Here is a 12,509-nt window from a genome sequence, read left to right on the forward strand (position 1 = left end):
TGACAGACTGTCATGGCCAAACGCGACTATTACGAGATCCTTGGCGTCTCCCAGGGCGCTGATGACAAGGAGATCAAGAAGGCATACCGGAAGCTGGCAATGAAGTATCATCCGGACCGCAATCCGGATGACGAAGACGCCGAAGCGCGCTTCAAAGAGGCCAGTGAGGCCTATGAAGTCCTGAGTGACCCCGAGAAGAAGGCCGCCTATGACCAGTTCGGTCATGCCGGCGTTGACGGCTCCGCCGGTGGCGGCGGTGGCTTCGGCGGTGGTGGCGCCAGCTTCTCCGACATCTTCGGGGATGTCTTTGGTGACATCTTCGGCGGCGGCCGGGGCCGCAGTGGCCGGGGTGCCGACCTGCGTTACACGCTGGAGCTGGACCTCGAGGACGCCGTGCGCGGCAAGAACGTCAAGATCGAGATCCCCAGTGCCACCGAATGCAGCAGCTGTAACGGCAGCGGCGCCGAGCCGGGCACGCGGCCGGAGACCTGCGGGACCTGTCGCGGTATGGGGCAGGTGCGCATGCAGCAGGGCTTCTTCTCGGTGCAGCAGACGTGCCCCAACTGTCGGGGCGCCGGCCAGATCGTGAAGAACCCCTGCAAGGCCTGCCGTGGCGAAGGGTTCGTCGAGGAAGAGAAGACCCTTTCGGTCAAGGTGCCGCCGGGCGTGGACACCGGTGATCGGATTCGCCTTTCCGGCGAAGGCGAGCCGGGCATGCACGGCGCCGCGCCGGGGGACCTCTATGTGCAGATCGCGGTCAAGGAGCATCCCATCTTTGACCGGGACGGTCGTAACCTGCATTGCGACGTGCCCATCAGCATCACGGATGCGGCGCTCGGGGGCGAGCTCGAGGTGCCGACGCTGGATGGGCGGGTCAAGCTCAAGATCCCGGCGGAGACCCAGAGCGGCAAGCTCTTCCGTCTTCGCGGCAAGGGTGTGACGCCCGTGCGTGGCGGGTCGCCGGGTGACCTGCTGTGCCGGGTAATGGTGGAAACACCGGTCAATCTCACCAAGAAGCAGAAAGAGCTGTTGCGTGAGTTCGATCAGACCCTCCAGGAGGACAGCGACGGCAGGCAGCATGGCCCGCGCAAGAGCTCCTGGTTTGAGGGCGTGAAGAATTTCTTTGAGGATATGAAGTTCTAGCTGACCGGGTACAGTGGATATGGATGGGGACACAGTATGACGCGTATTGCGGTGGCCGGCGCTGCCGGCCGTATGGGCAAAACGCTGGTTGAGGCGGTGACGCTGACCGACGGGGTTTCCCTGGGGGCGGCAACCGTTCATCCGGAGAGTTCGCTGATCGGTTCGGATGCCGGCGAAGTGGCCGGCGTTGGCCGCAATGGTGTGATGCTGGCCGGCAGCCTCTCGGAGGTGACGGACGATTTCGATCTGGTGATCGATTTCACTTTCCCGGATCTGACCCTGCAGCATCTGGATGTTTGCCGTGCGACCGGAAAAGCGGCCGTGATCGGGACCACGGGGTTGAGCGAAGCCGAGAAGCAACAGCTTGAGGCGAAAAGCGAAGGCCTGAATGTGGTGTTCGCTCCCAACATGAGTGTGGGCGTGAATCTGCTGCTCCAGATCCTGCAGACGGCGGCCCGGGTGATGGGTGATGATGCCGATGTGGAGATCATTGAAGCCCACCACCGCCACAAGAAGGACGCCCCTTCGGGGACCGCATTGCGGCTGGGTGAGGTGGTTGCCGACACGCTTGGCCGTGACCTCCAGCAGTGCGCTGTCTATGGCCGGGAGGGTTTCACCGGGGAGCGCCCGCGTGAGGCCATCGGTTTTGAAACCATCCGTGCCGGAGATATCGTCGGTGAGCATACCGTCATGTTTGCCGGCCTTGGGGAGCGCATCGAGATCAGCCACAAAGCCAGCAGCCGCATGACCTTCGCCCAGGGCGCTGTCAGGGCTGCCCAGTGGCTGATGCAGCAGCCCGCGGGGCTGTATGACATGCAGGATGTGCTCGGGCTGAAGTGATCCGTGTCCCCGGGACTCCCGTCCGCCCCATAAGGGCTGTTCCGGATGACAGTGCAGTGGGTTTCTCTATATAATACGCCGGATTTGTTAAGCGCTTACTCCACCGGCTGTTGAGGAATCTCTGTGAGTCCGGAAGAGGTTCCCAGAATCCCTGCAAAAAGCGGGACGGCGTCCAAGACACCGTCCCGCTTTTTGCAAATGGGCGCCGGGGTTTCGTGACGCGCGTCCTACCCGCCAGAGACGCTAGAGGGGCATGGCTTTGACGAAACCAGCGATCCTTGCACTTGAGGACGGCAGCATCTTCAGAGGGGAATCCATCGGTGCCGACGGCGCCACCAGCGGTGAGGTCGTCTTCAATACGGCCATGACCGGCTACCAGGAGATTCTCACTGACCCGTCCTATACCCGCCAGATGGTCACACTGACCTATCCGCACATTGGAAATACCGGCACCAACCCGGAGGACGTGGAGTCCGACCGGATCTGTGCTGCCGGACTGATCATCCGCGACCTGCCGCTGCTGGCCAGCAACTGGCGCCGGACCGACTCCCTTTCGGATTATCTGCAGAGGGAGAACGTGGTGGCCATTGCCGGCGTGGATACCCGCCGCCTGACGCGTCTGCTGCGCAACAAGGGGGCCCAGGGAGGCGCCATTGTCGCCGGTGACAACGCCAGCGAGGAAGAGGCCCTGCGCCTGGCCCGGGACTTCCCTGGGATCAAGGGCATGGACCTGGCTTCCGAGGCCGGCTGCAAGGAGCCGCGTACCTGGACCCAGTCCGTCTGGACCCTGGATGAGGGCTACGGCGAGGCGCCGGAGAAGCGCTACCGCGTGGTCGCCTACGATTACGGCATCAAGTACAACATCCTGCGCCTGCTGGTCTCGCGCGGCTGCGAGGTAACACTGGTGCCGGCGCGTACGCCGCTGGGCGAGGTGATGGCGTACAACCCGGACGGCGTCTTTTTCTCCAATGGCCCCGGGGATCCAGAGCCCTGCGATTACGCTGTAGAGGCCCTGAAGGGTTGTATTGAGCGCCACATCCCGACCTTTGGCATCTGCCTCGGGCATCAGCTTCTGGGGCTGGCCGTGGGCGGGCGCAGCGAGAAGATGAAGTTCGGGCACCATGGCGCTAACCATCCGGTGGAGCGGGTCGCCGACGGTACCGTGGTCATTACCAGCCAGAACCATGGCTTTGCAGTGGATGAGAAGTCACTGCCGGACAACGTTGAGGTCACGTACCGCTCGCTGTTTGATGGCACCCTGCAGGGGATGCGCCTGAAGGACGCGCCAGTGTTCAGCTTTCAGGGGCACCCGGAAGCCAGCCCCGGGCCGCGGGACGTGATCCCGCTGTTCGATGAGTTCACCCGCCTGATGGATGAACATCAGGCCACGCAGGCCGCACAGTGAGGCCAACGGCTTCGAATCACGGCTCGAGACGAACAGGATAAGGGTTCAATGCCGAAAAGAGACGACATCCAAAGCATTCTGATTCTTGGCGCCGGCCCCATCGTGATTGGCCAGGCGTGTGAGTTCGACTATTCCGGGGCCCAGGCCTGCAAGGCTCTGCACGAGGAAGGCTTCCGTGTCATTCTGGTCAACTCCAACCCGGCGACCATCATGACCGATCCGGTGATGGCCGATGCCACCTACATTGAGCCCATCACCTGGCGCACCGTCGAGAAGATCATCGAGCAGGAGCAGCCGGACGCGGTGCTGCCCACCATGGGTGGCCAGACCGCGCTCAACTGCGCCCTGGACCTGGAGCGCCATGGCATTCTCCAGAAACACGGCGTGGAGATGATCGGTGCCAACGCGGACACCATCGACAAGGCCGAGGACCGCGACCGCTTCGACAAGGCGGTTCACAATATTGGTCTTGAGACACCACGTGCGTCCATGGCGCACAGCATGGAAGAGGCCTACCAGGTGCTGGACCACATCGGTCTGCCCTGCATCATCCGGCCGTCCTTCACCATGGGTGGTTCCGGTGGCGGCATCGCCTACAACCGGGAGGAATTCCACGAGATCTGTGAGCGCGGGCTGGCGCTGTCGCCGACCAATGAGCTTCTGATCGACGAGTCCCTCATCGGTTGGAAGGAATACGAGACCGAGGTTGTCCGGGACAAGAATGACAACTGCATCATCGTGTGCGGCATCGAGAACATGGATCCGATGGGCGTTCACACCGGCGATTCCATTACCGTGGCGCCGTCCCAGACGCTCACGGACAAGGAATGGCAGATCATGCGTGACGCCTCGCTGGCGGTGCTACGTGAGGTGGGTGTTGAGACCGGCGGCTCCAACGTCCAGTTCGGCATCAACCCGGCCAACGGGCGCATGGTGGTGATCGAGATGAACCCGCGCGTGTCGCGTTCCTCGGCCCTGGCGTCCAAGGCCACCGGCTTCCCGATCGCCAAGGTGGCCGCCAAGCTGGCCGTCGGGTTCACTTTGGATGAGCTGAGTAACGACATCACCGGCGGTGTAACGCCGGCCTCCTTTGAGCCGTCCATTGACTACGTGGTCACCAAGATCCCGCGGTTCACTTTCGAGAAGTTCCCGCAGGCGGATCCACGCCTGACGACCCAGATGAAGTCCGTAGGCGAGGTCATGGCCATCGGGCGCACCTTCCAGGAGTCCTATCAGAAGGCCCTGCGCGGCCTTGAGACCGGTGCCTCCGGCCTGGACCCGATCCTGGAGGACCGGGAAGACGCCCGGGATACCCTGATCCACGAGCTGAAAGTGCCCGGCGCCAGCCGCAGCTGGTACCTGGGTGAGGCTTTCCGCTGGGGGATGAGTGTGGATGAGGTGTTCGAATACACCTTCATCGACCGCTGGTACCTGATCCAGATCCAGGACCTGATCGAGGAGGAGAAGCAGCTCCAGTCCACCGGCATGGCGGACCTGGACTACGACACTGTCTTCCGGCTCAAGCGCAAGGGCTTCTCCGATACGCGCCTGGCCAATCTGCTGGGGGTTTCGGAGCAGAGCTTCCGCAAGCTGCGGCATGATCTGGGAGTTCGCCCGGTCTATAAGCGCGTGGATACGTGCGCCGCTGAATTCGAGTCCTCCACCGCCTACATGTACTCCAGCTACGAGGAGGAGTGTGAGGCGAATGTGAGTGACCGTAAGAAGATTGTCGTGATCGGCGGCGGTCCCAACCGCATCGGGCAGGGCATCGAGTTCGACTACTGCTGCGTGCACGCGGTGCTGGCCATGCGTGATGACGGCTACGAGACGGTCATGATCAACTGTAACCCGGAGACCGTCTCCACGGACTACGACACCTCGGACCGTCTGTACTTTGAGCCGATCACCCTTGAGGATGTGCTTGAGATCGTCCAGTCGGAGAATCCGGACGGTGTCATCATCCAGTTCGGTGGCCAGACGCCGCTCAAGCTGGCGCGCGGCCTGGAAGCGGCGGGCGTGCCCATCATTGGTACCAGCCCGGATGCCATCGACCGGGCCGAGGACCGCGAGCGCTTCCAGCAGATGATCAACCGCCTGGGGCTCAAGCAGCCGGCCAACGCCACGGTGCGCAGCCTCGAGGAAGGCATCCTGGTGGCCCGGGATATCGGCTACCCGCTGGTGGTCCGCCCCTCCTACGTGCTGGGCGGCCGGGCCATGGAGATCGTCTACACCGAGGAGGAGCTCAAGGAGTACATGCGCAGCGCCGTGCTGGTCTCCAATGACAGCCCGGTCCTGCTGGATCACTTCCTGAACTCCGCCATCGAGATCGACATCGACGCCGTGTGTGACGGCAAGACCGCCGTGATCGGCGGTATCATGCAACACATCGAGCAGGCCGGCGTGCATTCCGGTGATTCAGCCTGCTCACTGCCGCCCTATACGCTGCCCGTGGATGTCCAGGACCAGATGCGCGACATGGTCAAGCGCATGGCGCTGGAGCTGAACGTGGTCGGTCTGATGAACGTGCAGCTGGCCTGGCAGGACGGCGAGATCTACGTCATCGAGGTGAACCCAAGGGCGTCGCGGACGGTGCCCTTCGTGTCCAAGGCCGTGGGCCGTTCGCTGGCGCGCATCGCCGCGCGCTGCATGGCCGGTATCAGCCTCGAGGAACAGGGGATCACCACCGAATCCGTGCCCCAGTACTACTCGGTGAAGGAATCGGTCTTTCCGTTCCCGAAGTTCCCCTCCGTGGATCCGATCCTGGGGCCGGAAATGAAGTCCACCGGCGAGGTCATGGGCATCGGTGACAGCTTCGACGAAGCCTTTGCCAAGGCCGCTCTGGGTGCGGGCGAGACGCTGCCCACCTCGGGCACCGCCTTCATCAGTGTGCGTGATGCCGACAAGCCGGACGTCGTGCGCCTGGCCCGGGATCTGGCCGATGTGGGCTTCCGCTTGATCGCCACCGGCGGCACCGCCAAGGTGCTCTCTGAAGCGGGGCTTGAGGTCGAGAAAGTGAACAAAGTACGCGAGGGCCGCCCGCACATTGTGGACGCCATCAAGAACGGCCAGGTTGATCTGATCGTGAACACCACCGAAGGGCGCAAGGCGATTGCGGATTCCGCCCAGATCCGCCAGTCCGCCCTTCAGCGCAAGGTCACCTACGCCACCACACTGACTGGCGGCGAGGCATTCTGCCGCGCCATCCGATTCGGCTCTGAGCGCCAGGTGCGTCGCCTCCAGGATCTGCACGCGGGGTATCAGTAATGAGCAACAACCGTGTTCCCATGACAAAACAGGGCGAGCAGGCCCTGCGTGACGAACTTTACCGGCTCAAATCCGAGGACCGGCCCAAGGTCATCCAGGCGATCTCGGAGGCGCGCGAACATGGCGATCTGAAAGAGAACGCTGAATACCATGCGGCGCGGGAGCAGCAGAGCTTCGTTGAAGGCCGGATCCAGGAGCTCGAGGGCAAACTGGGTGCGGCCCAGGTGATCGATGTCACCACCATCGAGAAAACGGGCAAGGTGATATTCGGTACCACGGTGCGCCTGATCAACATGGATACCGAGGAAGAAGTGACCTACCAGATCGTGGGTGACGACGAGGCGGACATCAAGGAAGGCCGGATCTCGATCTCCTCTCCGATCGCAAGAGCGCTGATCGGCAAGGAGGAAGGCGAGGAGGTCTCGGTCCAGGTGCCGTCCGGCACCGTGGAATATGAGATTGACGAGGTGATGCACATCTAGTGCTGGCGCAGGTTGGAGAGCTTCGGATTGGGTTCGGCCGCGCGGCGCAGCAGCACGGCCACCTTGCCGATCACCTGCACCAGTTCCGCGCCTGTGCTTTCGCAGGCCTCGTCGATCAGTTCACGCCGTTCCTCGCGGTCCGTGGAGGCGATCTTCACCTTGATCAGTTCGTGGTCGTCCAGGGCCCGCTCCAGTTCCTGCTGCAGCCCTTCGGAAATGCCGTTGTCGCCGACCTGTACGACCGGTTTTAGGTCATGGGCAAGAGCCCGGTACTGGCGGCGTTGTGCGGCGGATAGTGGCATGATGGCGTCTCTGTGATCGTATGGAATTAAGTGGAGACATGATACCAGCCGGCAGAGGCCGGTTGAATCGGTTCGGAGGCAGGATTGGGACGTTCCAAGAGCAGTGACCGCTGGCTGCGCGAGCACCACCAGGATCCCTACGTGAATCGGTCACGGGAGGAGGGGTATCGTTCGCGCGCCAGTTACAAGCTGATCGAGATCGACCGGAAGGACGGATTGTTCCGGCGCGGGCAGACCGTGGTCGATCTGGGTGCTGCCCCCGGAGGCTGGTCCCAGGTGGCTGCTGAGCGGGTCGGGGAGAGTGGTACCGTGCTTGCCAGCGACATCCTGGCGATGGATCCGATTCCGGAAGTCACCTTTGTTCAGGGTGATTTCACCGAGCAGGCGGTTCTGGAGGAGCTGTTGGCGACGCTCGATGGTCGTCCGGTGGACCTTGTCATTTCCGATATGGCGCCCAATATGAGTGGTGTGGCAGCCATTGATATCCCCAGTGCCATGCACCTGGTGGAGCTGGGGCTGGAAATGGCGCATGAGGTTCTGCGTCCTGGTGGTGCGTTTGTGACCAAGGTGTTCCAGGGGGAGGGATTTGATGACCTGCTTCGTACCATGAAAAGGGACTTCCAGCGGGTGGCCAGCCGCAAGCCGGATGCCTCCAGGGGCCGGTCGCGTGAGCAGTATCAGGTGTGTACGGGGTTCCGGGGACGTTAAGGGCTGTAGGCGGTGAGGGCCGGCTATGGCCGCTGACGGGCGCATTGGTGTAAAGTTCGAAACAGGACCGTTCGAGTTCAGAACGGGCAGACAGTATGGGTGAGTGATCTTGAACGACATGGCGAAAAATCTGGTTCTGTGGCTGGTTATTGCAGCCGTCCTGCTGATGGTATTCCAGAACTTCAGCCCGGAACCACAGCAGCAACAGCTCAACTATTCCCAGTTCATCGAGATGGTGCGCAGTGGCCAGGTCGAGGAAGTGACCATTGAAGGCCAGACCATTACGGGCGCACGGCAGAACGGGGAGAACTTCACTACCATCCGGCCGGCTGTTGAAGATCCGAACCTGATGGATGATCTCTACAATAACAATGTGGAGGTCACCGGCAAGGAGTCCTCGGGGCAGAGCATCTGGACCCAGTTGCTGGTTGCGTCCTTCCCGATCCTGATCATCATTGCGATCTTCATCTTTTTCATGCGCCAGATGCAGGGTGGTGCCGGTGGCAGCAAGGGCCCCATGTCCTTCGGCAAGAGCAAGGCCCGGCTGATGAGTGAGGAGCAGATCAAGACCACCTTCGATGACGTTGCTGGCGTTGATGAGGCCAAGGAGGACGTGAAGGAGCTGGTGGACTTCCTCAAGGATCCCAGCAAGTTCCAGCGTCTCGGCGGGCATATTCCCAAGGGCGTGCTCATGGTTGGCCCACCCGGTACCGGTAAGACCCTGCTGGCCAAGGCCATAGCAGGCGAGGCCAAAGTACCGTTCTTTACCATCTCGGGGTCAGATTTCGTTGAGATGTTCGTGGGCGTGGGCGCCTCGCGTGTTCGCGACATGTTCGAGCAGGCGAAGAAGCAGAGCCCCTGCATTATCTTCATCGATGAGCTCGATGCCGTCGGCCGCCATCGTGGTGCCGGTATGGGCGGCGGCCACGATGAGCGCGAGCAGACGCTCAACCAGATGCTGGTCGAAATGGACGGCTTCGAGGGCAACGAGGGCGTGATTGTGATCGCCGCCACCAACCGCCCGGACGTGCTGGACCCGGCGCTGCTGCGCCCGGGGCGTTTTGACCGCCAGGTGGTGGTTCCGCTGCCGGATATCCGGGGTCGGGAACACGTGCTCAAGGTCCATCTGTCCAAGGTGCCGCTGGCGGATGGTGTCCAGCCCAGGGACATCGCGCGCGGTACGCCCGGGTTCTCCGGTGCCGATCTGGAGAACCTGGTCAATGAGGCGGCCCTGTTCGCCGCGCGCCGCAATAAGCGCCTGGTTTCCATGGACGAACTGGAGCTTGCCAAGGACAAGATCATGATGGGCTCAGAGCGCAAGTCCATGGTCATGTCCGAGAAGGAAAAGCTCAACACCGCGAACCACGAGTCCGGCCACGCGATCGTTGGCCGCCTGATGCCCGAGCACGACCCGGTCTACAAGGTCAGTATCATTCCGCGTGGTCGCGCACTGGGCGTGACCATGTTCCTGCCGGAAGAGGACAAGTACAGTCACAGCCGGCGTTACATCATCAGCCAGATCTGCAGTCTCTTCGGTGGCCGTATTGCTGAGGAACTGACACTGGGCAAGGATGGCGTAACCACCGGGGCCCAGAACGACATCAAGCGTGCCACGGAGCTTTCCCGGAACATGGTCACCAAGTGGGGGCTGTCCGATAAGCTCGGTCCGCTGATGTACGACGAAGACCGTGATGAGCCCTTTGCAGGGTACGATTCCGGCTCCGGCGGCAAGGGTGTTTCCGGGCCCACGGCCCAGGCCATTGATGAAGAGGTGCGCCGGATCATCGATGAGTGCTATGAAACCGCCAAGCGGATCCTTGTGGACAACATGGAGAAGCTGCATCTGATGGCGGATGCGCTGATGAAGTATGAAACCATCGATGCCGGTCAGATTGATGACATCATGGCGGGCAAGGTGCCGCGGCCGCCGAGCAGTTGGGATGATGATGACGATCACGGCGGTGACACCGTTGTGGCGGATATCAATTCCGACTCCGGCTCCAGGGCGTCGGACGGTGAGGGGGCCGGTCATCCGGCTGGTGAACACTGAACGCCCGACCCTCCGTGGTCTGAGCGCTCCCGGGTCAGTCCCGGGAGCGTTTTTCGTTGAGGGGAGTATTCATGACCATACTGTCTGAGAAGACACCGTCACCTGCCGTCATGGGGGTAATCAACGCCACTCCGGATTCGTTCTCGGATGGCGGCCGTTTCATCGATCCAGGCAATGCGCTGTCCCAGGCACGGGCCATGGTTGAGGCAGGTGTGGACTGGGTGGATATTGGCGGCGAGTCCACTCGCCCCGGAGCAACACCGGTTCCCCTTCAGGAGGAGCTGGATCGCGTCTGCCCGGTCATCGAGGCGATCCATCGTGAGCTGGATGTCCCCATCTCCCTGGATACCAGCGCTCCCGAAGTGATGCGTGAAGGGGCGCGCCTGGGTATCAGCATGATCAACGATGTACGTTCTCTGGAGCGGGAAGGCGCTGTGGCGGCGGCGCGTGACACCGGCCTGGCCGTCTGCATCATGCATCGCCAGGGGGAGCCTGAGACCATGCAGGATCGGCCCGAGTACAGTAATGTTCTGGAGGAAGTCCTGGGGTATCTGGACCGCCGTGCCGCCCAGCTCCAGGACGCGGGCATTCCCGGTGACCGGCTGCTCTACGATCCGGGCTTTGGCTTTGGTAAGACCCTGGAGCACAACCTGGTTCTGCTGGAGAACCTGGAGGCCATTGTCGCCCGTGGTTGGCCGGTGCTGGTGGGGATGTCACGCAAGAGCATGATCGGTGGCGTTACCGGCCGTCCCGTTGAGGAGCGCATGGCGGGCAGCGTCGCGGCCGCGGCCATGGCGATGATGAAAGGTGCCGCGATCGTGCGTGTGCACGATGTGAAAGAAACGGTGGATGCCGCGCGCATGGTGCGTGCTGCGCGCGAACAGGGCAGCCTCCGGGCATAGAGCGGGAAAGGGATAATGACAATGGGCGAGCGCAGGTATTTCGGAACGGACGGTATTCGCGGGGAAGTGGGAACTCACCCAATTTCCCCGGACTTTATCCTCAAACTGGGCTGGGCGGCTGGTCGCGCCTTTCGCAGGGAGGGGCAGGCCAACACGATGTTGATCGGCAAGGATACCCGCCTGTCCGGCTATATGTTCGAATCAGCGCTGGAGGCGGGCCTTTCCGCCGCCGGTATGGACGTACGTCTGCTGGGTCCGATGCCTACTCCCGCCATTGCCTATCTGACGCGCACCTTCCGGGCAGCGGCGGGTATCGTCATCAGCGCGTCCCATAACCCCCACCACGATAATGGCATCAAGTTCTTCTCGGCGGACGGCACCAAGCTCGATGACGCGCTTGAAACGCGTATTGAGCAGTGGATTGACTCGGAGCTGGCAGTGGTTCCCGCTGGGGACCTGGGCAAGGCGGCCCGCATCGATGACGCGCCCGGCCGCTATATCGAGTTCTGCAAGAGCACCGTCCCGGGCCAGTTCAGCCTTGAAGGGCTGCATCTGGTGGTCGACTGCGCCCATGGCGCCACCTATCACGTGGCACCGGCGGTGTTCCGGGAGCTGGGTGCCCGGGTGACCGCCATGGGAGCGGAGCCGGATGGTCTCAACATCAATGACGGCTGCGGTTCCACGGCGCCGGAAGCCATGCGTCAGCGCGTGCTGGAGACTGGTGCGGATCTCGGTATCGCCTTCGATGGTGATGGTGACCGGGTGATCATGGTCGACCAAACCGGCCGTGAGGTGGACGGTGACGAACTGCTCTACATCATTGCCCGTGAACGCCATGATGCCGGCGGTCTTGATGGTGGTGTCGTGGGAACCCTGATGACCAACCTGGGCGTTGAGCTGGCTCTGGGTCGGCGTGGTATCCCGTTCGCACGGGCGAAGGTTGGTGACCGCTATGTGATGGAAGAGCTGGTGAATCGCCGGTGGCAGATCGGTGGTGAGGGGTCCGGGCACATCGTCTGTCGCGACCGCACCACTACCGGCGACGGCATTGTGTCAGCCCTTCAGGTGCTGGTTGCCATGCATCAGCGCGAATGCGGGCTGGCGGAGCTGCTGGCCGATGTCACCCGCCTGCCCCAGGAGACGGTCAATGTGCGGGTTGGTCAGCGCTTCAACCCTGACAACTATGAGGGCATCCAGTCGGCGGTGCGCGCCGCCGAGTCCGAGCTGGGCGAACGCGGCCGGATCCTGCTGCGGGCCTCAGGCACGGAGCCAGTGATAAGGGTCATGGCCGAAGGTGAGGATGCGGATCATATCGGACGGGTGGCCCGCGAGCTGGCGGATGTCGTGCAGCGGGAGGCGCCCTGAGCTGCCTTGCGCCGTGGTGGCATCTTGGGTATAGTGCCGCGTCCCTGA

General features: G+C 62.5%; 10 protein-coding genes. 9 read left to right on the forward strand and 1 reads right to left on the reverse strand.

All coding sequences use genetic code 11. The features are described 5' to 3' along the window. Window positions 1–12 precede the first annotated feature (12 nt). From dnaJ to greA, 5 genes are all read left to right on the forward strand, one after another. Window positions 13–1,143 carry a molecular chaperone DnaJ gene (gene dnaJ / locus GLW01_RS11095; RefSeq protein WP_151439988.1) on the forward strand — a complete coding sequence of 377 codons (1,131 nt, stop codon included), beginning with the start codon at window positions 13–15 and terminating at the stop codon, window positions 1,141–1,143. Between the two features lie 36 nt (window positions 1,144–1,179). Then, window positions 1,180–1,983 (forward strand): 4-hydroxy-tetrahydrodipicolinate reductase, encoded by an 804-nt coding sequence (dapB, locus tag GLW01_RS11100; RefSeq protein WP_160899073.1) that lies wholly within the window; start codon window positions 1,180–1,182, stop codon window positions 1,981–1,983. Window positions 1,984–2,242: 259 nt separating this feature from the next. Next, window positions 2,243–3,388, forward strand: a complete 1,146-nt coding sequence (carA, locus tag GLW01_RS11105) for a glutamine-hydrolyzing carbamoyl-phosphate synthase small subunit (protein WP_160899104.1) — start codon at window positions 2,243–2,245, stop codon at window positions 3,386–3,388. Window positions 3,389–3,436: 48 nt separating this feature from the next. Further along, window positions 3,437–6,652, forward strand: a complete 3,216-nt coding sequence (gene carB, locus GLW01_RS11110; RefSeq protein ID WP_160899074.1) for a carbamoyl-phosphate synthase large subunit — start codon at window positions 3,437–3,439, stop codon at window positions 6,650–6,652. Next, complete coding sequence (gene greA / locus GLW01_RS11115; protein ID WP_151439992.1) at window positions 6,652–7,134, forward strand: transcription elongation factor GreA; 483 nt, start codon at window positions 6,652–6,654, stop codon at window positions 7,132–7,134. The genes carB and greA overlap by 1 nt, the downstream gene beginning before the upstream one ends. On the opposite strand, the gene yhbY is transcribed toward greA, so the two are convergent. After that, window positions 7,131–7,436 carry a ribosome assembly RNA-binding protein YhbY gene (yhbY, locus tag GLW01_RS11120; protein WP_151439993.1) on the reverse strand — a complete coding sequence of 102 codons (306 nt, stop codon included), beginning with the start codon at window positions 7,434–7,436 and terminating at the stop codon, window positions 7,131–7,133. The two genes, greA and yhbY, sit on opposite strands and share 4 nt — an antisense overlap. An 84-nt stretch (window positions 7,437–7,520) precedes the next feature. On the opposite strand from yhbY, the gene rlmE reads away from it, so the two are divergent. From rlmE to glmM, 4 genes are all read left to right on the forward strand, one after another. Further along, window positions 7,521–8,144, forward strand: coding sequence for a 23S rRNA (uridine(2552)-2'-O)-methyltransferase RlmE (gene rlmE, locus GLW01_RS11125; RefSeq protein ID WP_151439994.1), 624 nt, complete (start codon window positions 7,521–7,523; stop codon window positions 8,142–8,144). Window positions 8,145–8,253: 109 nt separating this feature from the next. After that, a complete protein-coding gene (ftsH, locus tag GLW01_RS11130) occupies window positions 8,254–10,194 on the forward strand; it encodes an ATP-dependent zinc metalloprotease FtsH (protein ID WP_202405679.1) in 1,941 nt (646 codons plus the stop codon). A 71-nt stretch (window positions 10,195–10,265) separates the two neighbouring features. After that, the gene (gene folP, locus GLW01_RS11135) at window positions 10,266–11,096 is read left to right on the forward strand and encodes a dihydropteroate synthase (RefSeq protein WP_160899075.1); all 831 of its coding nucleotides are present in this window, start codon (window positions 10,266–10,268) and stop codon (window positions 11,094–11,096) included. Window positions 11,097–11,117: 21 nt separating this feature from the next. Further along, complete coding sequence (gene glmM, locus GLW01_RS11140) at window positions 11,118–12,461, forward strand: phosphoglucosamine mutase (RefSeq protein ID WP_160899076.1); 1,344 nt, start codon at window positions 11,118–11,120, stop codon at window positions 12,459–12,461. The last annotated feature ends 48 nt before the right edge of the window (window positions 12,462–12,509 follow it).

The organism is Vreelandella halophila, assembly GCF_009856365.1.
GTDB lineage: Bacteria > Pseudomonadota > Gammaproteobacteria > Pseudomonadales > Oleiphilaceae > Halospina > Halospina utahensis_B.